The organism is Cupriavidus sp. UGS-1 (assembly GCF_021213615.1).
In the GTDB taxonomy this organism is placed as follows: domain Bacteria; phylum Pseudomonadota; class Gammaproteobacteria; order Burkholderiales; family Burkholderiaceae; genus Cupriavidus.
The window spans coordinates 1-21,462 of record NZ_JAJQJF010000028.1; the positions used below are offsets into that span (position 1 = coordinate 1).

At 64.5% G+C, this 21,462-nt stretch carries 28 protein-coding genes; 25 read left to right on the forward strand and 3 right to left on the reverse strand.

The features are described 5' to 3' along the window. The 19 genes from LRR16_RS23430 to LRR16_RS23520 all read left to right on the forward strand — a co-directional run. Window positions 1-587, forward strand: a 587-nt coding sequence (locus tag LRR16_RS23430; protein ID WP_232207239.1) for a phage tail protein I, incomplete at its 5' end; no start/stop codon positions are given. Between the two features lie 5 nt (window positions 588-592). Further along, window positions 593-2,149: a phage tail protein gene (locus LRR16_RS23435; protein WP_232207240.1), complete on the forward strand. Its 1,557-nt coding sequence runs from the start codon at window positions 593-595 to the stop codon at window positions 2,147-2,149. A gap of 82 nt (window positions 2,150-2,231) precedes the next feature. Beyond that, complete coding sequence (locus LRR16_RS23440) at window positions 2,232-2,735, forward strand: hypothetical protein (protein ID WP_232207241.1); 504 nt, start codon at window positions 2,232-2,234, stop codon at window positions 2,733-2,735. Next, window positions 2,735-3,226 (forward strand): YiiX/YebB-like N1pC/P60 family cysteine hydrolase, encoded by a 492-nt coding sequence (locus tag LRR16_RS23445; protein WP_232207242.1) that lies wholly within the window; start codon window positions 2,735-2,737, stop codon window positions 3,224-3,226. Before LRR16_RS23440 ends, LRR16_RS23445 begins: the two co-directional genes overlap by 1 nt. Window positions 3,227-3,232: 6 nt before the next feature. Continuing rightward, a complete protein-coding gene (locus LRR16_RS23450; RefSeq protein WP_232207243.1) occupies window positions 3,233-4,408 on the forward strand; it encodes a phage tail sheath protein in 1,176 nt (391 codons plus the stop codon). Window positions 4,409-4,435: 27 nt separating this feature from the next. After that, window positions 4,436-4,945: a phage major tail tube protein gene (locus LRR16_RS23455; protein ID WP_232207244.1), complete on the forward strand. Its 510-nt coding sequence runs from the start codon at window positions 4,436-4,438 to the stop codon at window positions 4,943-4,945. A 63-nt stretch (window positions 4,946-5,008) separates the two neighbouring features. Beyond that, complete coding sequence (locus tag LRR16_RS23460; protein WP_232207245.1) at window positions 5,009-5,368, forward strand: phage tail assembly protein; 360 nt, start codon at window positions 5,009-5,011, stop codon at window positions 5,366-5,368. A gap of 20 nt (window positions 5,369-5,388) precedes the next feature. Beyond that, on the forward strand, window positions 5,389-5,493 hold the full coding sequence (locus LRR16_RS24440) for a GpE family phage tail protein (protein WP_255674220.1): 105 nt from the start codon (window positions 5,389-5,391) through the stop codon (window positions 5,491-5,493). After that, window positions 5,494-8,142, forward strand: a complete 2,649-nt coding sequence (locus LRR16_RS23470; protein WP_232207246.1) for a phage tail tape measure protein — start codon at window positions 5,494-5,496, stop codon at window positions 8,140-8,142. Between the two features lie 12 nt (window positions 8,143-8,154). After that, window positions 8,155-8,580, forward strand: a complete 426-nt coding sequence (locus LRR16_RS23475) for a phage tail protein (RefSeq protein WP_232207247.1) — start codon at window positions 8,155-8,157, stop codon at window positions 8,578-8,580. Further along, complete coding sequence (locus LRR16_RS23480; protein ID WP_232207248.1) at window positions 8,577-9,620, forward strand: phage late control D family protein; 1,044 nt, start codon at window positions 8,577-8,579, stop codon at window positions 9,618-9,620. Before LRR16_RS23475 ends, LRR16_RS23480 begins: the two co-directional genes overlap by 4 nt. An 85-nt stretch (window positions 9,621-9,705) precedes the next feature. Then, window positions 9,706-10,854 carry an acyltransferase gene (locus tag LRR16_RS23485; protein ID WP_232207249.1) on the forward strand — a complete coding sequence of 383 codons (1,149 nt, stop codon included), beginning with the start codon at window positions 9,706-9,708 and terminating at the stop codon, window positions 10,852-10,854. Between the two features lie 123 nt (window positions 10,855-10,977). Then, complete coding sequence (locus LRR16_RS23490; protein ID WP_232207250.1) at window positions 10,978-11,232, forward strand: type II toxin-antitoxin system RelE/ParE family toxin; 255 nt, start codon at window positions 10,978-10,980, stop codon at window positions 11,230-11,232. After that, window positions 11,216-11,551 carry a helix-turn-helix transcriptional regulator gene (locus tag LRR16_RS23495; RefSeq protein ID WP_232207251.1) on the forward strand — a complete coding sequence of 112 codons (336 nt, stop codon included), beginning with the start codon at window positions 11,216-11,218 and terminating at the stop codon, window positions 11,549-11,551. The genes LRR16_RS23490 and LRR16_RS23495 overlap by 17 nt, the downstream gene beginning before the upstream one ends. Before the next feature lie 51 nt (window positions 11,552-11,602). Beyond that, window positions 11,603-11,821: a hypothetical protein gene (locus LRR16_RS23500; RefSeq protein ID WP_232207252.1), complete on the forward strand. Its 219-nt coding sequence runs from the start codon at window positions 11,603-11,605 to the stop codon at window positions 11,819-11,821. A 67-nt stretch (window positions 11,822-11,888) separates the two neighbouring features. After that, window positions 11,889-12,104 (forward strand): hypothetical protein, encoded by a 216-nt coding sequence (locus tag LRR16_RS23505; protein WP_232207253.1) that lies wholly within the window; start codon window positions 11,889-11,891, stop codon window positions 12,102-12,104. Window positions 12,105-12,461: 357 nt separating this feature from the next. After that, window positions 12,462-12,860 carry a hypothetical protein gene (locus LRR16_RS23510; protein WP_232207254.1) on the forward strand — a complete coding sequence of 133 codons (399 nt, stop codon included), beginning with the start codon at window positions 12,462-12,464 and terminating at the stop codon, window positions 12,858-12,860. Continuing rightward, on the forward strand, window positions 12,841-13,344 hold the full coding sequence (locus LRR16_RS23515) for a hypothetical protein (RefSeq protein ID WP_232207255.1): 504 nt from the start codon (window positions 12,841-12,843) through the stop codon (window positions 13,342-13,344). The genes LRR16_RS23510 and LRR16_RS23515 overlap by 20 nt, the downstream gene beginning before the upstream one ends. Continuing rightward, complete coding sequence (locus LRR16_RS23520) at window positions 13,328-13,981, forward strand: recombinase family protein (RefSeq protein WP_232207256.1); 654 nt, start codon at window positions 13,328-13,330, stop codon at window positions 13,979-13,981. Before LRR16_RS23515 ends, LRR16_RS23520 begins: the two co-directional genes overlap by 17 nt. Here the strand turns inward: LRR16_RS23520 and LRR16_RS23525 are convergent. After that, on the reverse strand, window positions 13,954-14,601 hold the full coding sequence (locus LRR16_RS23525; protein WP_232207257.1) for a helix-turn-helix domain-containing protein: 648 nt from the start codon (window positions 14,599-14,601) through the stop codon (window positions 13,954-13,956). The genes LRR16_RS23520 and LRR16_RS23525 overlap by 28 nt on opposite strands. A gap of 355 nt (window positions 14,602-14,956) precedes the next feature. Here LRR16_RS23525 and LRR16_RS23530 point away from each other — a divergent pair, with 355 nt between their 5' ends. The 6 genes from LRR16_RS23530 (at window position 14,957) to LRR16_RS23555 (ending at window position 19,164) form a co-directional block, all read left to right on the forward strand. Continuing rightward, a complete protein-coding gene (locus LRR16_RS23530; protein ID WP_255674218.1) occupies window positions 14,957-15,223 on the forward strand; it encodes an ogr/Delta-like zinc finger family protein in 267 nt (88 codons plus the stop codon). After that, window positions 15,220-15,552: a hypothetical protein gene (locus LRR16_RS23535; RefSeq protein WP_232207259.1), complete on the forward strand. Its 333-nt coding sequence runs from the start codon at window positions 15,220-15,222 to the stop codon at window positions 15,550-15,552. The genes LRR16_RS23530 and LRR16_RS23535 overlap by 4 nt, the downstream gene beginning before the upstream one ends. 339 nt (window positions 15,553-15,891) lie before the next feature. After that, window positions 15,892-18,417, forward strand: a complete 2,526-nt coding sequence (locus tag LRR16_RS23540) for a toprim domain-containing protein (RefSeq protein ID WP_232207260.1) — start codon at window positions 15,892-15,894, stop codon at window positions 18,415-18,417. 8 nt (window positions 18,418-18,425) lie between these two features. Further along, window positions 18,426-18,686 (forward strand): hypothetical protein, encoded by a 261-nt coding sequence (locus tag LRR16_RS23545; protein ID WP_232207261.1) that lies wholly within the window; start codon window positions 18,426-18,428, stop codon window positions 18,684-18,686. Further along, the gene (locus tag LRR16_RS23550; RefSeq protein WP_232207262.1) at window positions 18,683-18,928 is read left to right on the forward strand and encodes a hypothetical protein; all 246 of its coding nucleotides are present in this window, start codon (window positions 18,683-18,685) and stop codon (window positions 18,926-18,928) included. Before LRR16_RS23545 ends, LRR16_RS23550 begins: the two co-directional genes overlap by 4 nt. Then, window positions 18,925-19,164, forward strand: coding sequence for a hypothetical protein (locus LRR16_RS23555; RefSeq protein WP_232207263.1), 240 nt, complete (start codon window positions 18,925-18,927; stop codon window positions 19,162-19,164). Before LRR16_RS23550 ends, LRR16_RS23555 begins: the two co-directional genes overlap by 4 nt. An 80-nt stretch (window positions 19,165-19,244) precedes the next feature. Here LRR16_RS23555 and LRR16_RS23560 read toward each other — a convergent pair whose 3' ends face one another. Together LRR16_RS23560 and LRR16_RS23565 are read right to left on the reverse strand one after the other, a co-directional pair. Further along, the gene (locus LRR16_RS23560) at window positions 19,245-19,559 is read right to left on the reverse strand and encodes a hypothetical protein (RefSeq protein WP_232207264.1); all 315 of its coding nucleotides are present in this window, start codon (window positions 19,557-19,559) and stop codon (window positions 19,245-19,247) included. 48 nt (window positions 19,560-19,607) lie between these two features. Then, the gene (locus LRR16_RS23565) at window positions 19,608-20,273 is read right to left on the reverse strand and encodes a chromosome partitioning protein ParA (protein ID WP_232207265.1); all 666 of its coding nucleotides are present in this window, start codon (window positions 20,271-20,273) and stop codon (window positions 19,608-19,610) included. Window positions 20,274-21,462: the final 1,189 nt, after the last annotated feature.

Sequence of the window (21,462 nt, forward strand, 5' to 3'; positions counted from 1 at the left end):
CCCCGCTCGAACGCAATCTGGCCACCGTTGGCGCCGAGGCGATCGCCGGCGTGCCGGTGCCGCTGCGCGACCTGTGGAACCCGGCAACGTGCCCGCCGGCGTTGCTGCCTTTCCTCGCCTGGGCCTTTTCGGTCGATCGGTGGGATGCGTCGTGGCCGATCGAGACAAAGCGCGCCGTTACCGAGGCCTCGTTCTTCGTCCACAAGCAGAAGGGCACGATCGGCGCGCTGCGCCGCGTTGTAGAACCGCTCGGCTTTCTTATCCGCGTCATCGAATGGCATCAGGCAATGCCGAACTTTGAGCGGGGCACCTTCAAGCTCGATATCGGCGTGCTGGATACCGGCATCACGGAAGCGATGTACCAGGAGCTGGAACGCCTCATTGACGACGCCAAGCCCCTATCGCGCCACCTGACCGGCCTCGCCATCAGCATGGAAACGCGCGGCGCCATGCGATACGGCGCGATGGCATACCTGGGCGACGAGCTGACCGTCTACCCCTACACCCCCGAAGAAATCGTTGTCGGCGGCGTTACGCGCACCGCGGCGGCGGTTCACCTCGTCGACACGCTCACCGTTACGCAATAGTCCCTATGCCACAGACCTATTTCATCCTTCCAACTGCCGCAGGCGAGGCAGTCATGGCTCGCGCCCAAGCGCTAGGCGTGCCGGTCAAGTTCACCGCGATTGCCGTAGGCGATGGCAACGGCGAGGTGCCAATCCCGACGCGCGAACGTACCACGCTGGTCAATGAGGTTCGACGCAAGCCGATCAACCGGCTCGACTATGACCCGCAGAATCCCGGCCAGTTTGTCGCCGAGCAAGTCATTCCTGAGGATGAGGGCGGCTTCTGGATTCGTGAGCTGGCCCTGTTCGACGAGAACGGCACGATGTGCTACTACGGCAACTGCCCGCCGACCTACAAGCCGGTCCTGGCGGAAGGCTCTGGCCGCGTGCAGAACATCCGCATGGTGTGCCTGAACACCGGCGGCGTCGAAATCGAGCTGAAGATTGACCCGTCGATCGTGCTGGCCACGCGCCAGTACGTCGACACCTCGATCGCCGAGGCGCTGACGGTGCGCGACGCCAAGCAATCGGTGCGCGTGGCCACCACCGGCAACCTGCCGGCCCTCTCCGGCCTGCTCACGGTGGATGCGATCCCGCTGGCCGCCGGCGACCGCGTGCTGGTGAAAGACCAGACTGCCGCGAAAGACAACGGCATCTATGTCGTCGCCGCCGGCGCGTGGACCCGCGCCACCGACGCGGACACCGGCCTGCGCCTGACGCCTGGTGCCGTCATCCCGGTCGAGGCCGGCACGGTCAACGCTGACAGCGTCTGGCAGCTGACCACCGATGGCACGATCATCGTCGGCGCAACGCCACTCGCATTCCAGCGCGTCGGCGATGGCTACTTTGCACCGCTCAAGGGCGCTGCGTTCGTCGACACGCCGACCGCCCCGACCGCGCCGCAGTTCGACAAGTCCACCAAGCTGGCCACGATGCAAGCGGTACAGCGGGCGCTCGGCAATCGCGCCGATTGCTTCCTCTATACGGACTCGCGGCAAATCACGGCAGCGCAGTTCGGCTCGTACATCGAGTTCGCCGGCAATGCATCGGCGACGTGGACGATGCCCTCTGCCAGCGCCTACAAGGGCGGCTCGTTCGAGATCTACAACGGCGCCAACACGCCCGGCGTCAATCTCACGCTGACCGGTGGCGGCACGTTCTACGGCCCCAACGCGAACGGCGTTCCTTCGCTCACTCTGGCGCCTCAAGTTTCCGTGACCGTGATCTCGGACGGGACCAACTGGAAGGTACTCAACGGCGCCGGGCAGCTCTTCATCGGCACGAATGTTGGCGTCCGCAAAGACGCAAACGGCCTCATCGAGCAATGGGGCTTTGCGACGGTTCCGAACACCGGCACCACCACGTCAACCGTGTCGGTGACGTTTCCCCAGGCGTTCCCGAACGCGTGCCTGAACATCGTCGGCGTGTTCTGCGAAGCCTTCAACAACACCGGTGGCGGTTCCTGGGCAGTCCGGCCGTCCAACTGGTCGAAGGTCGGTTTCAACGCGACCGGCGACAACAACGGCCCCAACTATCAGTTCAACAAGTCCGCCGGCTTCTTCTGGCGGGCGCTCGGACACTAAGCCAATGTTCTACTCCGCATCGACCGGCGGCTTCTATAGCCGCGACATCCACGGGGAAGCGATCCCCGAGGACGCCGTTGAATTGACGGCCATCGAGTACGCCGCGCTGATGGAAGCGCAATGCCAAGGCAAGCGCATCGTGAGCGATGCAAACGGTCGGCCGGTGGCCGTCGCCCCGCCGGCGCCTTCGCTGGACGAAATGAAAGCCGCGCTCGTGCTGGCAATCGACGCGACCGCCGATGCCGCCCGCCTGGCGGTCGCCGGCGACCCGCTGCGCGCCGAGGAATACCGCATCGCCGAGGGCGAGGCCAAGGCCTACCAGGCGGCCGGCTACGCCGGCGACGTGCCGCCCGCGGTGGCCAGCTGGGCCGAAGCCAAGGGTTGGACCGGCCAGCAAGCCGCCGACGACATCCTGGCCGTCGCCACCGCCTGGAATGCGGCCCTGTACGCGATCCGTGATGCTCGGCTCAAGGCCAAGGAAGCCGTGCGCAACGCGACCACGGCCGACCAAGCGCAGGCCATCGCCGCCGAGGCTTGCGCCGGTATCCAGGCCAAGGCCGCAGCGCTGGCGGGCGGGCAGTCCTGATGTCAACGGTCCGCCTGCTGTTCTCGACGACGCGCCTGCCGCTCTCGGTCGCAATCCGGGCGGCGACCTGGTCGCGCTGGTCGCATGTTGCCCTGGTCGACGGCGCTTCCGTGATCGAGGCCGTGACCCTGCACGGCGTGCGGCGCGCACCGCTGGCCGACGCGATCGCGCGCGCTTCGGCCTATGCGCTGGTCGACCTGCCGGCGCGCGACCCGGCCGCGATCCTCACCGCCGCGGCGTCGCAGCTCGGCAAGCCCTACGACTACACCGCCCTGCTCGGCCTGGCGCTGCGACGCGACTGGCAGTCGCCCGACGCCTGGTTCTGCTCCGAGCTGGTCGCCTGGGCATTTCAGGCGGCTGGCCAGCCGCTATTGCGCGCCGAGGTCGTGCGGCGCGTCTACCCGCAGCACCTGTGGATGTTGCCGCCGGCGCCGCCCGCCAGCGGCGCGCCCGCCCCTTTCCTTTCCCTGCCCCTCACTTCACAGGAGTAAGCCAACATGGCGACCGACTACCACCACGGCGTACGCGTCATCGAGATCAACGATGGCACGCGCCCGATCCGCACCGTATCGACCGCTGTTGTCGGCGTCGTCGTGACGGCCGACGACGCCGACGCGACCGCCTTCCCGCTCGACACGCCGGTCCTCGTGACCAACATCAATACCGCCATCGGCAAGGCCGGCACCAAGGGCACCATGAAAACGGTGCTCGAAGCGATCGCGCTCAACGCCAAGCCGGTGACCGTGATCGTGCGCGTGGCCGAAGGTATCGACGACGCCGCCACCACCAGCAACGTCATCGGCACCACCACCGCGGATGGCAAGTACACCGGCATGAAGGCGCTGTTGCAGGCCAAGGCCGCGCTCGGCGTCAAGCCGCGCATCCTGGGCGCGCCACTGCTCGATACGCAGCCGGTGGCGACGGCGCTGGCCAGCCTGTCCCAGCAGCTGCGCGGCTTCGCCTACGTGAAGTGCGCCGGCGCCAAGACCAAGGAAGAGGCGGTCACCTACCGCCAGTCGTTCAGCCAGCGCGAGGTCATGCCGATCTGGCCCGACTTCCTGGCCTGGAGCACCACCGCCAACGCCACCGTTGTCGTGCCGGCCACCGCCTACGCCCTCGGCCTACGCGCCAAGATTGACGAGCAAGTCGGCTGGCACAAAACGCTGTCGAACGTCGGCGTCAACGGCCCGACGGGCATCTCGCATGACGTGTTCTGGGATCTGCAAGACCCGGCCACCGATGCCGGCTATCTGAACGAGAACGATGTCACGACGCTGATCCGCGAAAACGGGTTCCGCTTCTGGGGTAGCCGCACTTGCTCCGACGATCCGCTGTTCGCCTTCGAGAACTACACCCGCACCGCGCAGGTTCTGGCCGATACGATGGCCGAAGCGCATATGTGGGCCGTTGACAAGGACATGACGCCCTCTCTGGTCAAGGACATCGTCGAGGGCATCAACGCGAAGTTCCGCGAGCTGGTCAGCAACGGTTACCTGATCGGCGGCGAGGCCTGGTTCGACGAGGAAGCCAACAGCGCCGACACCCTCAAGGCCGGCAAGCTGTACATCGACTACGACTACACGCCGGTCCCGCCCTGCGAAAACCTGGTGCTGCGTCAACGCATCACCGATCGCTATCTGATGGACTTCGCTGCCGCCGTGGCCGCTGCCTGATCCATCACCACCTAGGAGAAAACGAGCATGGCACTGCCCGCAAAGCTCAAAGACCTGATGCTGTTCAACGATGGCAACGCCTACAAGGGCGAGGTGCCGGAGGTCGTGCTGCCGAAGCTGACCCGCAAGATGGAGGAATACCGCGCCGGCGGCATGAGCGGCCCGGTCCCGATCGACTTCGGCCAGGAAGCGATCCAGATGGAATGGACCGCCGGCGGCTTCCTGCTCGACGTGATGCGCCAGTATGGCGCGCTCAAGCACGACGCGGTCGGCTTGCGCTTTGCCGGCGCGTACCAGCGCGAGGACTCGGAAAAGGTAATCGCCGTCGAGATCGTCGTGCGTGGCCGCCATTCCGAGGTGGACCCCGGCACCGCCAAGAGCGGCGAGGACACCGAGTTCAAGGTCATCACCCGCGCGAGCTACTACAAGCTCACCGTCGACGGCGAAGTTATCCAGGAATTCGACTTCGTCAACGGCATCGAGCGCGTCGGCGGCGTGGACCTGCGCGGCGCCATCCGCCAGGCGCTTGGCATCTAACCGCAACTCCGCCCGCGCTGCGCGGGCGGCCCCTCCCTCCCCTGACATACCGGAACCGAAATCATGGAAACCGCGATCACCGCCACGCAGACCGACAACACCACCACCGCAACGGCCGCCGTGCAGCTGGACGACAACACCGTGACCCTCGACGAGCCGATCAAGCGCGGCAGCCAGACCATCACGCACGTCACGCTGCGCAAGCCACGCTCGGGCGAGCTGCGCGGCGTCACCCTGAACGCCCTGGCCAACCTCGACGTCGCGGCCTTGGCCACCGTCATTCCGCGCATTTCTTCCCCGACCCTGACGCGGCAAGAGGTCGATGCGCTCGACCCGGCAGACCTGCTGCAAATGGCGCAGAAGGTGGGCGGTTTTTTGCTGCCGAATGCCGTGAAAGCGAGCATCCAGTCCCAAACCGAGTAGAGGACGCACAGGCCGACATTCTGGCCACGCTGCACGGCATCACCCTGCGTGAAATGAACGAGATGGACCTTAGTGAAGTGGCGGCGTGGCGCGAGCGCGCGCGCCTACGAAGCGGAACCGAGTAGATGGCAACCCAAGACCTTAAGCTGCGCGTACTGGCCGATTTCGTCGATCGCATCACGGCGCCGATCAAGCGCGTCATGAACGGCAGTCGCGACATGGGCCGCGCGCTCAAGGAGTCGCGGGACCAGCTCAAGGCGTTGAGCCAGGCGCAGAAGGATGTCGGCGCCTTCCGCGAGCTGCTGGCCAGCTCGAAGGCCTCGGCCAACGCGCTCGCCGTCCAGCAACAAAAGGTCAACGCCCTGGCGGCGGCGCTGCGCGCCGGCGGCCCGCCGTCCAAGGCCATGACTCGCGAGTTCGAGGCCGCCAAGCGCGCCGCCGCGGCGCTGGCGGCGGCGCATACCAGCAACACCACCAAGCTGCAGGAGCTGCGCACGCGCCTTGCCGGCGCCGGCATCGACACGCGCAACCTCGCCACGCACGAGCGCGCTCTACGATCGGCGATCGCCGACACCACCGGCACGATCCGGGCGCAGCAGAAGGCGCTAGCCGAGCTGGGCGAGCGAGAGCGCAAGCTAGCGGCCGCCCGCCAGCGCATGAACGCTACCGGTCAGCGCGCCGGTGCGCTGGCCAGCGGCGGCGCGAAGGCAATGGCTGGCGGCGCCGCCGCCATCGGCGCGACCGCCGTGCCGGTGGCCGCCTACGCGGAGGCCGAGGACGCGGCCACGGGCCTACAAGTCGCGCTGATGCGCGCCGGCAGCGTCGTTCCGCCCGAGTTCCAGAAGATCAACGACCTGGCGCTGCGCCTGGGGGACCGCCTGCCAGGCACCACGGCGGATTTCCAGAACATGATGACGATGCTCACGCGCCAGGGCATCAGCGCGCAAGCCATCCTCGGCGGCATGGGCGAGGCCACCGCATACCTCGCCGTCCAGCTCAAGAAAACGCCGGACGAGGCGGCCGAGTTCGCCGCCAAGCTGCAGGACGCGACGCGCACCAGTGAGCGGGACATGCTGGCATTGATGGACGTGATCCAGCGCACGTTCTATCTCGGCGTCGACGATAACAACATGCTGCAGGGCTTCTCGAAGCTGTCGTCCGCGATGGACACGGTCAAGATGAAAGGCCTGGAAGGGGCAAAGGCGTTCGCTCCGTTCCTGGTTATGGCCGATCAAGCCGGCATGAAAGGCGAAGCCGCCGGCAACGCGCTGCGCAAGGTATTTCAGGCCGGGTTCGACGGCAAAAAGATGTCGGACGGTAACGACCTCATCGCCAATGCGGCCAAGACCAACCCGGCGCTGCGCGGCGTCCAACTGGACTTTACCGATGGCAAGGGCGAATTCGGTGGCCTGGACAAGATGTTCGCCCAATTCGACAAGCTGCGCGGCTTGTCCACCGAAACGCGCACCGGCGTTATCAAGGCAATCTTTGGCGACGACGCGGAGACGCTGCAGATTGTCTCGCTGATCGTCGAGAAGGGCGCCGCCGGCTACGCCGAAGTGCAGGCCAAGATGGCTGCACAGGCGTCGCTGCAGGAGCGCGTCAATCGCCAGCTCGGCACGCTGAAGAATCTGTGGGACGCCGCAAGCGGCACCTTTACAAACGCGATGGTCGCCTTCGGCGAGGCGATCGCGCCCGAGCTGAAGGCGGTCACCGAGTGGATCGGCAACGTGTCACAAAGCCTGGGCGCCTGGGGCCGGGAGAACCCTGCCCTTGCCGGCGGGATCATGAAAGTCATCGCCATCGTCGGCGTGCTGCTGATCTCGCTCGGTGGCCTGGCCATCGCGGCGGCCGGCATTCTCGGCCCCTTCGCCATGCTGCGATTCAGCATGACCGCGCTCGGCATGCAAGGCGGCATGGCGATGCGCGTGCTCGGCCTGCTCGCCGGCGCGTTCCGCGCGGCCGGGTCCGCGGCCCTGTTCGTCGGCCGGCTGCTGCTGGCCAACCCGATCGGACTGCTGGTGGCTGGCATCGCCGTCGCCGCCCTGCTGGTCATCCGCTATTGGGAGCCGATCAAGGCCTTTTTCGCCGGCCTGTGGGAACAGATTCGCCAGGCGTTCGCCGGTGGCCTGGGAGGCATCGCGGCACTGATTCTCAACTGGTCGCCGATCGGCCTGTTCTACCAGGCGTTCGCCGGCGTGCTGTCCTGGTTCGGCGTCGAGCTGCCAGCGCGCTTTACCGAGTTCGGCGCCAACATCGTCGCCGGCCTGGTCAATGGCATCACCAGCGCCATCGGCACCGTGACGACCGCGATCGGCAATGTCGCCAACAGCGTGACCGGCTTTTTCCGCGAAAAGCTCGGCATCCATAGCCCGAGCCGTGTTATGGCCGAGCTGGGCGGCAACGTGTCGCAAGGCGCCGCGCTGGGCATCGAAGCCGAGCAAGGGGCCGTAGCGCAAGCAACGCGGGATCTGGCCGCCGTGGCCGTCACGGAATTCCAGCCCGGCAGCTCAACCGGCGCCGGCTTCGCCGTCGTGCGACAGCAAGGGATCGACATGCGACCGGCCGCGATCGCGCGGCCGCAGGGAATCCGCGAGACCGTGACGCCTGGCTCTGGATCGTCCACGGGCGCCGGCATCGCGTCGATTAAGTACGAAATCACCATCAACGGCGCCGGCGCCAGCAACGAAGAACTTGCGCGGGCCGTGCGTGCGGAGATTGAGAAGGTGGAGCGCGAGCGCCAGTCGCGCGGCCTATCTAGACTGTCGGACTAAGGAACCACGATCATGATGATGGCCCTCGGCCAATTCGTGTTCAGCCTGAACACCCTCGCCTATCAAGAGCTGCAGCGCAAGACCGCGTATCGGCATGCCGCCAATCCTCGCGTCGGCGCCCGCGACGCCCGGCAGTTTGTCGGGCCAGGCGACGACAGCATCACGCTTTCTGGCCTGCTGGTGCCGGATTTCAAGGGGTCATTGGCGTCGCTCGACGAGCTGCGCAACATGGGCGAACTCGGCGACGCCTATGCCCTGGTCGACGGGGAAGGCGTTGTCTACGGCGCCTTCGTTATCGAGAACGTGAACGAAGGACAGACCTTTCATACCAAGGAAGGCCGCCCGCGCCGCGTCGAGTTCTCGATTGACCTGGTGCGCGTCGACGACCAGCTCGCGACCGGATCGGGCGCCACCGTCGTTGAGGAATCGGACGAATGAGCATCCAGCATCCGAAGCCGATCTATCGCATCACGCTCGACGGCAAAGACTTGACCAGCTCGATCGCGCCGCGGCTGATCCGCCTCGCGTTGACCGAATGCCGCGGCGAGGATGCCGATACGCTGGACCTGCAGCTGGACGATAGTGACGGCGCGCTGGCGATTCCCAAACGCGGCGCCACGCTTGACGTTGCCTTCGGATGGGAAGCGGACGGCCTGGTCGACAAGGGTTCGTTCAAGATCGACGAGGCGGAGTACTCCGGCACCCCCGACACGATCGCCGTGCGCGCCCGCAGTGCATCGCTGTCAGCTGGCTTAGGAAAGCGCGAGGAAAGGAGCTGGCACGGCAAGACCATCGGCGATATCGTCAGCACCATCGCGAAGTTCCACAAGCTGACACCGAAGGTGGCCGCCGAGCTGGCCAAGGTCGCCATCGCCCATATCGACCAGTCGCAGGAAAGCGATATGTCGTTTCTCACGCGACTGGCCAAGCGCTATGACGCGGTCATGAACGTCAAGGACAGCAACCTGCTGTTTATGCCGATCGGCGCCGGCGTGACGGTCAGCGGCAAGCCGCTGCAGGTGCTGGAAATCACGCGCCGGGCTGGTGACCGCCATCGCTTTCACATCGCCGAGCGCGAGGCCTACGAAGGCGTGCGCGCGTACTGGTACGACAGCAAGACGAAGAAGCGGCATTCGGTCTTGGTCGGAGGCGAGGACAATCGCAATCTCAAGGTGCTGCCGGAGAAATACCCGAGTCGCGCTGAGGCCGAGGCCGCGGCGAAGGCGGAGTACAACCGCGTCAAGCGCGGCCAGGCCACCATGAGCCTTGACCTTGCGCTCGGCATTCCCGAGCTGTTCCCTGAGATGCCGGTGTGGCTGTCGGGATGGAAACCGGAGATTGACGAGACACCGTGGCTGCTGCGCCGCGTGACGCACAACATCAGCAACAGCGGTTTCACGAGCCTATGCGAGTTCGAGATGCGGGACGATCCGAAGGCCGAGCGACATCGCACGCGCATGCGGCGCGGTGGCCAGTGACACCACGAGCCGGGCAAATGCCCGGCTTTTTTCTTGCGTAGTAGACTCCGCCTGCGCTTAGAAAAAACAACCATAGGCGGGGTCCATGACCAATAACAACAACCAACGAATCGGCTTTATTCAATCCTTCCGGGGCATCGCGGCGTTGCTGGTTGTCCTGTATCACGGCAGCTCGGCCATCAGCCCCTATGGCACCGGCACCGGCGACCTGCTGTTCGGCCCTGCCGGCTCTTTTGGCGTGACGCTGTTCTTTATCATCAGCGGTTTCATCATGGCGCACACCACGGTCGGCGCTCGCGTGTCGCCGCAGTACGCCCTTGAATTCTGCGTGCGACGGATGGCCCGAATCTGGCCCGTGCTGGCGATCGCTTCGGTGGCCTTCGTCCTGCTGGCGCGCGTGCCGTTCGGCCAGTTCACGCGCGAGACCGTGCATACACTACTGCATACGCTGGCCTTCGTTCCTGCGGGCGACAGCGCGTCGCCGCAATTCGGCGAGACCTTGCCGTCCGTGAGCTGGACGCTGAACTACGAGGTCTATTTCTACCTGTTCTTCGCCGCCTCGATGCTGTTCGGCTGGTATCGCTGGCTCGCGCTCGCGGCGTGGGCCATGGCCACGCTGATCGCCCTGCCCCTGCTGACGGTCGGAACGTGGACGACCCACAGCCTGCCCGCATACGGCTTCGGCCCTGCCTATGTCCGCATGGCCACGCATCCGCTGATCTGGGAATTTCTCGCCGGCGTCGCGATCGGTCTGCTGTACAACTCCCGCTTCCGCCTCCCCGATCGCTTCCCGGTCGGTCTACTGATGACGCTGTCGGCCGCGATGGTGGCATGGCAGTACAGCGCGCGCTTTAACATCGGCTATGGCGTTACCGAGTGGGGTCTTACGTTGATCCCGCTGGTGGCCGTGTTCGCGCTAGCAAACAAGAGGGCCGAGCTGGCGCAGCCGGCCGGCTTGGTGTACCTGGGCAACATCTCGTTTTCGCTGTACCTGTGGCACCCGCTCGCGCAAACCATCACCGGCTACCCGCTGACGTGGCTCGGCTATGGCGACCGTTGCACGGGCTTCTCTTTCCTGCTGCTGACCACCATCGTTTCGGTCGCGCTCGCCGCACTGTCGTATCACCTGCTCGAGCTCGGTCTGTCTGAGGCGGTGAAAAGATGGGGCCTGGCGCGGGTCCGCCGCCGTGGCCAGCAACTCGCGGCCGAGCCGCGCGGCGCCTCGCCGGCGTAGCAAACTCGCGCGGTCGCGACCACCGCGGCGCCGATCCAACGGCCGGGCATCCGCCCGGCTTTTTCTTATACTTTTCTCGCAACAGGCATTGCAAAGTCTTATATTTGCCTTATAATTGAGTCCATGAACGCGATCAAGTGGACCCACAAGGCAACGAAGCAAGTCGGCAAGCTGGACAAGCCGGTACGCGCCACCATCATCACCGCCGTCGATCAACTGGCCGCGATGCCGAATTGCCAGAATGTGAAAGCGCTGACCAACCACGCCTACGGCTACAGGCTCAGAGTGGGGAACTACCGGGTCATGTTCGATTGGGACGGCGGGGTCAAGATCGTCGAAGTTCAAGAAGTGAGGAAACGCGATGAACGCACCTACTAACATCCAAACGATCATGGGGCCGGACGGGAAACCGGCCTATGTCGTGATCCCCTACGCCGACTACCTGGCGCAGCGCGATCGTGAGAACGACCTGATCCCGCATGAGGTCGTCGGCCGCGTGCTGATTGACGAAGTGAACCCGGCGCGCGCCTGGCGGGAATACCTCGACTTGACGCAGACCGAGGTTGCAAAACGCATGGGAGTAAGCCAGTCCGCCTACGCGCAGCACGAGGCGAGTAGCCGTTTGCGCAAGGCCACGCGTGAGAAAATCGCCGCCGCGCTCGGCATCACGCCGACGCAGCTCGATATTGGTAATTGAGCGGACACGACAGTCCAACCATCAACAAGGAACGGGAAAACCAACAACACCATGACCGCTTACGAGGCAGTGCAAAAGCTGATCGGGATTGCCACCGACGAAAGCATTGGAGAGGACATTCGCCACAGCGCCATCCAGGGACTTGGACACGCTGCATTGTTCGGGGCGAGGGAGGCATTGGTCGGCCTTCTGGACAACGCTGGAACCCCGCGCCTGCGTGGCGCCGCTGCCGTGGCTCTCGGGATGTCTGTTCAGCGCGAGAGCATGTAGACGTCACCGGAGAGAAGCACGAGCCTGGCGGCCCGCCGCATGTTGCCACTACCGCAAAGGAACCACGATGGACTACCAAGACAGCGAAGCCCCGATGACGTTGTACCGCTGCCACCTTCGCAGCGCGCCGGGCATGTGGGCGCAATACGATGGCCATGTCGACGTGTATGCCGACGATCAAGACGAAGTGTTCAGGCTGGCAGTGCGAAAGCTGGCGGCCACCAGTTTCCCGGACCGCCCTAGCTTGTCGTCTTGGCGCCTTGAGGGAATTGAGCGCGTCTAGAAAACCATCGTTTTTAGACATGATTCAACCGGGCCGCCGATGCGGCCCTTTTTTGCATCACAAGTGTCGATATTCCCTGTATAGTTTTCTATGCTCCGAAAACGGTACTCACACCATTTTTAGACATGCACTCGCACACCCTTTCTGGCATCAAACGAACCGTGGAGTCGGCGGCCAAGCGCGGCACCGTATCCAATGGCCCCCTTCCCTTCACCATTTCCGTTCGCGTTCCTCTGTGGCGAATGCGAGCGACGCGCTCGGCGCTGCACGAGTCGCTACCCGCAACAGTTAGGGTGGACCTTCGCCCGCTGTCGTTATGGGGGCACTTCACGCAATGGACCGTCACCGGAGGCAGTCATGGGTAATCCGGCGTTGACTCGAGACCCTGAGCGCGAACGGCGTCGCCCGCAGATCGAGGATGCCGCCCGGCGGCTGCTCGATGCGCTCGACCGCTTTTGCGAGGGCAACGAGGCCCCCGGCTTTGCTGGCCAGGAGAACGGAAAAGGCGAGCCGGTCGGCGACGAAGTCGAAGAACTACGGCACGAGCTGCGCGCGCTTCTGCAATTGCCACGCGCCGAGCTGCGGATGCCCGACGAATTCGAGACCGTATGGTCGTCGCCCGAAGTACAGAACGCCGCGCGCGACTTCGGCTGGCGCGGCGTTGCCGAGGTCGTGTGGCGCAAGGCAATGGAGGGACGCACCACGACGCAGCACAGCTACCGGGGGGAACAAGACCATGAAGATGCGCGTCCGTAAGACCATCTACCTCGGCGCCAGACAGGCCAACAAGGCGCACGCTGCGCAGCTCTCTTCCGGATCGTTCGGCTTCGATATGGCCAATGGTCCAGACCGGACCAACGTCCACGTATTCAAGCCGCACGCGATTGGGCCGAGTTGGGTTGACGCCGCCTTCCTGGACGTAACGCAGGTCGTAGAGCGGGCTCAATTGGCCGCGCGATTCTTGGTGGGCGACTTTTCTGCCATCAAGGACCATCGGCGCCAGCAGCTCGACGAGCTGGTCGACGAGTACCACCGTCGCACTGACGATTTCGACCGGACCATCTGCACAGGCCCGATCGGACCAGACGGCGAACGCCTGCCGGCCAATGCGCGCGAGATGGCAACCATCATGCGCCACGCCAACGCCGTGCTGCAGGACGTGCGCGATCGCGCCAAGCTGCTCGGCTTCACCTGGAAAGAACTACGCGAGGAATTGAGGGCATATGCGCGATCCAGCTGACAGGGCCACGCGGGATATCGTCAGCGGTGGCCTACGCATCGGCTACGCCCGCGTATCGACCGCTGACCAGAATCTGGACCTGCAGCGCGACGCCCTCACCCGCGCCGGCTGCGTGCAAATCTACGAGGAAAAACTAAGCGGCAAGAGCGCGGCCGCGCGGCCCGAGCTGGTCAACGTGCTGCGCGCCCTGCGCGAAGGCGACACGCTGGTCGTCTGGCGCCTCGATCGCCTGGCGCGATCGGTGTCCGACCTGATTCGCATCGTCGAGGAACTGGCCAAGCGCGGCATCGGGTTCGAAAGCCTGAACGAGCGGATAGACACCAGCTCGGCGCAAGGCCGCATGTTCCTGTCGATCATGGGGGCGATGGCGCAATTCCAGCGGGAAATCATCGCGGAGAACACGGCCGCAGGGCTCAAGGCGGCACGCGCACGGGGAAGGATGGGGGGCAGGCCGGCCAAGCTCGATGACCGCGCCTTGCGCGAGATAACGGCCCTGCTGCGCGATCCTGGTATTACGGTGGCCAGCGTTGCCGAGCGATACGGCGTCAGCCGCGCCACGCTCTACAACTCCATCGCCAGGGCTGAGAAAAAGGCGGTGGCCGCCAAGAGTCAGCGCACGCGCCGAAAGGCCGCGTAACAGTGCCCGATGATCTCGAACGAGGTCGGGCTTTCATCGCGCACTACGTCGGCAGTGTAGGCGTCGTTGTCAGCGGTCAGCCGGAGCGAGCCGTCGACCATGTGCTGAACGCGCCGGATTCGTAGCGCGCCACCAAACACCACCAGGAACACCCCGTCGTGCGGCCGCTGTCGGCGGTCGATAAGGACCATCTGTCCGTCCTCGATACCGCCGGCATGCGCGTCCCCTGCTACGCGAAGGATTGCCGCGTCCTCGACCGGCACACCCTCTTGCTGCAGCCACGATCGAGGCATCGTCCACCATGCCTGCTGCAAGGGGTCTGTTGAGCCGGTGGCCATATCGAACAGCGGCAGCTCGACGAACAAATCGTTGCCCTCATCTGCAGCGGGTTCCTCATGGTCGCGCTGTCCGCGGCCGAGCATCAGCCAATCGAGGCTGATGTTTTTTTCCAACGCGAGCTTGATGCATTCGTCTACCGGGATGCTGCCGCGCTTCCTCCAAACCGAAAGAGAGCTGCGCGAGCCACCTAGGTGATCGGCCAGATCCACGTCTTTCGATACGCCTATTACGCTTTTCATTCTGTCGACGATATCGCGAACTAAGGCTTGATTCTGGTCCATTTTTTCGGTTTGAAGTTTGCAAAACGTAGTGCGCAAGCGAACAGAAAGACTTATAATTTACATGTTGTAACACCTTGCTAATCTTTGTTACGAAATGCAAACTCATAAGCCTGCTGGCCGCCCCCGAGTTGACAAAAAGTCAACTGTGAAGCGCGTCCCGATCCCGCTATCCCTGGAAGCCGCGCAGGAGCTGGCCGCCCTTGCGGAAAGGGATCGACGCAGTGTCTCGGGCATGGGCGCAATTATCTATCGCTTGGGATGGGAGACCTACCATCAATCGCAACGAGAAGTTAGCCCCGTCTAATTCTCTTATGCGATTCGTTTAATTCTGGCGGTCCCATATACCACAGGCACGATGTCCAATATCCATTTCCAGTGTCCGCACTGCAGGTCGCGCGCCTCGATTCGCACGAGCGAGGAAATGACGCTCACGATGCGGGAAATAACGTACCAATGCCGCAATCCTGAATGTGGCCATACGTTCGTCGTGACCGCCGAGGTGTCGCGCACGCTGTCGCCTTCGGCGATGCCGAACCCCAACGTGCTGCTCCCCATTTCCGAAGTCGTCAAGGCGCGACTGATGCGCCAGCTCGAATTGCTGCCGGAGGCACCGCAACGATGAACCCCGCTATCGACATCAGCAAGCGCGCGATCGCGCTGCATACCGCGGCCCTCGCCTTCCTTGCTGCCTACGACGGCGAGGAACCGCAGGCCGGTCAGCCGCCCCTACTTCAGCGTTGCGCCGAACACCTGGTCGACACGTTCCTGGTGTCGCTCGATACCGCTATGTCAGCCGCGACGATCGCCCTGGGCGAACGCACCGCGGCGCCGTCCGGCTACTACATCGACTGCGACCTGACGACTAGCTATGTGCTGCACCTGGTCAACGCGCGCACCAGACGCCGCCACGTCATCACCGTAGCCGAGCTGATCGACCACCTGCCCGACTAAGCGCGGCACACCTTCCCGATTGATTCCCGAGCGAACGCCCTCGATCGAGGGCGATGGCTTCGCTCGCCCCTTTTTTGACGAGAAGCGGATAACCGCATGGCCTCAATCCAAGAACTTAAGCAACGCATCGACCTGCACGATCTGGCTGCGCGCCTCGGCCTGCGTCGCGGCCCTGGCGACGATGCGCTCTATCACTCCCCGCACCACGACGACAAACATCCGTCGCTCTCGATCTTCGTCAACCACCCGAGACACGGTACCGGCTGGCGCGACCACAGCGGCGACGAGAACGCGAAAGGCAGCTGCGTCGACCTGGTCTGCTATGTGCTCGGCGTTGACGTGTCCGAGGCGATGCGCTGGCTGCACGACACCTACGCGATCCCGCGCACGCCAGTCGAGCGCGAGGCCGAGCGGCGCGAAAAGACCACCGTCGAGTACATCGGCGAACGGTGCCTGGCCAACCCCAAGCCGGCCCGCGAGTACCTGGTCAACGAGCGCGGCATCAGCGAGGCGGCCGTCGACGCCGCCATTCGCGCCAAGACGATCGGCTACAACGACTACACCAGCGCGAAGAAAGCCGAGGGCACGGTTGGCTATGGCGGGCCTGCCGCGGCGTTCCTGGTGCGCAATGACACCAGCACGGTCGTCGGAGTGGATCTGAGGTATTTCGACCCGGCCAGGAACGGCGACGTCAAGACGCAGAGCCAGGGCGACAAAGACGGCATCGGCTGGACCGCCGTTCCGGCCAAGCTGCGCAGCGCACGCCGTGTCGTGATCGTCGAGAGCGCGATCAACGCGCTATCGGTTGACAGCTGCAACATCCCTGGCACCGCGTCCTACGCGCTGCGTGGCAACGGCAATGCCAGCCTGATCGACTTCTCGTTCCTGCGCGGCAAGTTCGTCGTGATCTGCATGGACAACGACGAGCCGTTCCCCGAAGGCCACACGCTAGCCAACCGGCGTCCCGGCCCCGAGGCGGCGTGGGTGCTGTACGAGCGCCTGACCGCGCTCAACATCGCTTCGATGATCGTCGATCAATCGGACTGGAAGGCGCCTGACAAGGACGGCGACACCATCAACGATGTCAACGACTACCTGCAGGAGTTCGGCGCCGAGAAGCTGGCCAAGGCGCTGATGCGGCTCGAACCCTGGATCATTCCGGGCCTGCCGAGCCGTGAGCTGCGCCGTGGGCGCCCTCGCCTGTGGCTGCCGTTCAATGACGACGCGAAGTACGACCGATATCGCGTCGCACCTGACTTCACCCAGTACGTCGAGGAAAAAGGAGCCGGCGACGGTGAAGGCGACGACGGCGAGGGCACACACCGCCTGATCTATCGCGACTTGTGCGGGTTCCGCATCGCCTCTATCAGCCGCGTGACGATCGCCGGTGCCAAAGCCACCATGACCGGCGACCCCGACACCGACGCTCGCGTGCAGTACGCCGTCACGGTGCAGACGCCGCGCGACGGCGCCGAGCTGCAGCGCGAAGTGATGACCGGCCGCCAGCTGCACAACCTGGACAACTGGCGCCAGTTTGGCCCGATCTTTGAGCCGCGCCGCTTCTCGCGGATGCTGACCATCCTCGAACGGTCGGCCGACCTCGGCGCGCGGCACGCGGCGAACTTCGTCGGCCTGGCCTGGCGCGATGGCCGCCTGATCGTCAACGAAGGGCCGGACTGCTATTTCACCAACCCGGACCAGCAGTGTCCGTATGCAAACCTGACGTTCCCGAGCGGCCACGCGCGTGACGCGCGCACGATCGTCAAGGCCTACCAGCAGACGTTCGGGCGCAACGCCGCCACCATCGCCCTCGTGTGGGCGCTCGGCGGCCATTTGAAAGCCCTGCTCGGCTTCTGGCCGCACCTCAAGATGCAAGCCAACAAGGGCGCTGGCAAATCGACGCTATGCGATCGCCTCTCGCGCTCGCTGGCCTTCACCATGTTCTCTGGGCAGAGCCTGCAGACCGAGTACCGGATTCTCACCACCATCAGCTCGACGAGCCACCCGGTGGGCTGGGAGGAACTGAGCGCGCGCGGCCAGGACATCATCAACAAGGCCGTCGCGATCCTGCAGGAGAGCTACACGCACACCCTGACGAAGCGCGGTACCGAAATGACGCTGTACGTGCCCTCGGCGCCTGTGCTGCTTGCCGGCGAGGACGTGCCGGTCAAGAGCCTGACCGGCAAGCTGGTACAGACCACGCTGCGCGAGCGCGGCGACCTGCTGCCCGCCAACCTGCCCCGCTTCCCCGTGCGTCAGTGGCTCGAATTTCTGACCGATCTCGATCGCATAACGCTGCTCGACAAGTACGAGGAATTGCGTCAGCACTGCCTCAAGTACAGCCGCGTGGACGGCGACGATGACGGCGCCAAGCGCATGGCCGCCAACTACGCGGCGGTGCTGCTGTGCTGGCGCTATCTGTGCGAGTTCGCCGGCCTGGACGTGAGCGAAGGCGGTTTCGGCGCCGACCTGCTGGCCGAAATGAACACGCATATCTCCGAGTCGAGCGGCGATCGCTCGCCCTGGGTGTGGATTCTCGAAACGGTGCTTTCCGAGATCGACTCGCGCAACTACAAGCACCCGTACAAGTTCGAGACCGTCAACGGGAAAGACGTGCTGTACATCCGCGCGCGTCACGTCATGGACCACATCCAGCACGCGCCGAACCTACGCGAGATATGGAACTCCCTGCCCGTCAAATCCGCGAGCGTGTTCAAGCGCCAGCTCGTCGAGCATGGCGTCACGCTCGACGGCGACAAGGAGGTCGAGAAAACCATCTTCACCCGCCGCGTGCAGCACCTTACCCCGCTATGCATGGAAAGCCTGGCGCGATACGGCCTGTCTGTGGCCATCCATTACGACTGAGGGACAACATGGAAACACGCGTGCAATGCGTTGGCTGCAAGCGGTTCAGCCTGCAGCCTCGCCAGGCCGAGGAAGGCAACGAACGTCTGCGCGAATGGGACCGCAGCTATGCGGCGATCGGATGGGGGCGCTGCTCGATGTCGGCGGGCCTCTCGATGCTTTGGTATCCCGCCGACACGCTGCGCTATTGCGACTGGTATCAGGAGCTGGCCGCCGACCTGGTGCAGAAGCGGCGGATCTGGATTGCGACGCAGAAGGAGGCCGCATGACGACAACCGTTCGCATCGAACTGGACCCCGAGAGCATTGCAGTGGCGAAGCCGGGAGACGTGGTCATTCTGAGGCTGGCCAGCGATCCGACACCCGATCTGGTGGACGGCTTTCTGTCGTCAATGCAAGACCTCGCTACACGGTTTCCAGAAGTGAAATTCGTAATCGTGGGGCCGGCCGTGGCCGAGGTGGAGGTGCGTTCCGCCTGCCATGCGGCGACGACGCAGAAGGAGGCCGTATGAAGAACGCCCGCTGCCTGGTGCGCTGCAGCTACTGCAACCATCGGCTGCTGCCCGAGGAAGCGTACTACTACGGGCACAGCTGCGATCGTTGCGAGGAGGTTGCGAACCGCGTTTTGCTCGATGGCGACCGCGCTAGCTTCCGCGATCGGTATTGGTTCTACCGCTGGTATCTGCACTGCGACCCGATCGCCGCCGCTTTCATGGCGCTGGTCGGTCTGCTGCACCGTCGCGAATGAAAACGGGCCGCTTGGCATAGTGCCGGCGGCCCGCTCTCCCCTCCCCTACCCTTGGCCGCTCCCCGCGGCCTTTTTTGCGCCTACTGCGCGCCCCTTTCCTCGCTCTCCACGAAGTTCGACACGGCAAGTGCAAAGGCGCTGGCTCGGCTGATGCCGCGGCGCGTCGCTACTCGATCGAGCCTCTGCAGCAAGTCGGGCGCGATCGTGAGGCTGATTGGCTTCTTTCGGCCGGCCGCCTTGGACTCGACTGCTTGGGGCGCTCTCACCGGCGCTGCGGCAACAGTCGGCACAGGCGTCGGCACCGGCGCGGCCGAGGCTTTGGGCGCAGCGTCCGGCGCGCCCAGGATGAAGTCGTCGATCGAGTTAGGGACGGCGGGCTTTCTCGTGATACCCATGATGCTGGTCCTATATCTATTTGATATTACTTTGGTAGCAGGCTGATATCAGGCGGATAGTTCCATCGCGGCGAAGGTCGCGCGCACCAGGTCGGACATTTCCTTGCAGGCGCGGCCGTCGCGAGGCTTGTACTCATCGACGTGGAGCCCGGCCCCGCTGGCGTGCGCGAATGCCTTGCGGCGGTTCAGGCGTGCCGGCAATAGGTCAATGCCCTGGACCTCGGCTACGGCGGCGGTGGCGTCCGCGTTGTCCCCGCCCTGCGGGTCGGCGGAATTCAGGAACGCCAGGGCGCGGATGTCGCGCAGGGCGCGCGTTTGCTCCAACAGGCCCGCCATGTCATCGAGCGCCCAAAGGTCGAAGGACCGGGGAAGGAACGGAATCAGGACCACGTCTGACACCATTAACGCAGCGCGAAGCGCGCTCGAGTCACGACCGCCGGCGTCGATGATGATGTGGTCGAAGTTCCCGGCCTGCTGCAACACCTGCGTGCGCAGCGTCGCACCATCTTCGTATGCAGCCGCGGCCAGCATCGGCCGCCCCGTTTCTCCGCGCTGCGTCAGCGCGGTCAAGCTCGTCCGCTGCCGGTCCCCATCCACCAACCACACCCGCGACGGCTCGCCGGTCGTGATGCCGAGCGCCAGGTCGACGGCGGTCTGCAGCGCGACGGTGGACTTGCCGACGCCGCCCTTCGTGTTCCCTACCGTGATAATCATGCCTTCCCCTCATATCAGGTTGATATCAATACTTGTCGCTACTATCGTTTTGCCATCGTTTTGATATCACTTCAATGCTAACGTGATGGCAAAGCGATATTGTATGCGCCAGCCACATTGATATCAACTTAACATCGTTTCGATGTTGCCATCATGTTGATATCAAACGACAACGACCGGGATAATTTGCATTGCGAAAGGGTCTGCAACAGCCGCCGGATCGAGAGGGCAGGGCGCTAAATCCCTTGTGGCACAAGGCTTTGCGGGCGATCGGTGACGTCGACGATGGCTGCATGTGGGATCTGGCCAGCTGGCGGCCGTGGCCAGCAGCTCGTCGACCAGGTCGACGTCGCCTGGTGGAGCTGCGATCGAGGCCGCGGCTGCCGGCGGCGCCGGCCGGGCTCGATCCGTTTGCGGGGGATACAGGGAGCCGCGAAAACTTGAGGATTTCCGCCCCTTGGCACGCTAACCCATTGATTTCCGAGGGAATCACCCCCTCGTGGACGGCCTGTTTTCCCTCAAGTAAGGGCCGATTTCCCCTCGCCGCCGACTTTCGCGCCTCGCCCCTCTTATTTCTCTCTCTCTCGTAAATCATTGAAAAGAAAGAAAGAAATAGGGCAGGGAAGGGGGCAGGCATTCCCTCACGCAGCGGGCGGCATCCCCTCGGATTTTTCTGCTGCCTATTTTTTGAGCCTCGACTTTCCCTCGCGCTGGCGGCCGATCTTGAGGGACCACAATCGCCCGCAAAGCCTTGTGGCGCTTGGGTTCCCGGCAGTCGGCCTCGCGCCCCCTCAATCCTCGGGCCGTTCGCGCCTATCCCCCCGACTTCGCTGCCGCCTTCCCGGCCTTCCGTTGATACCGACCAGACCTGCGTCAGCCCCCCGGTGCGCGCATCAATTCGCATCACCTGGCGCGGCCAGAAATTCGCCGGGGCGGCGCGCCAGGCGGCCGATCGCCGGCGCGGGCCTGCGCATCAAAAACGGCGAGCCAAGCGAACCGGGCAGGCGGGGAGGGGCCTGCGATTTTCGACCGGTTGCCGGCCGATGGCCTGCAAAAGTGCGGTTTGCACCACATTGGTGCATCGCCGACGCCTCGCGCGAGCGCAGCGGGCCGCACAGCGCCTCGCGCGCTTGAGCATGTGGGGTAGGGTATGGATTGGCTGGAAAATCGAATGGCGGGCCGCTACGCG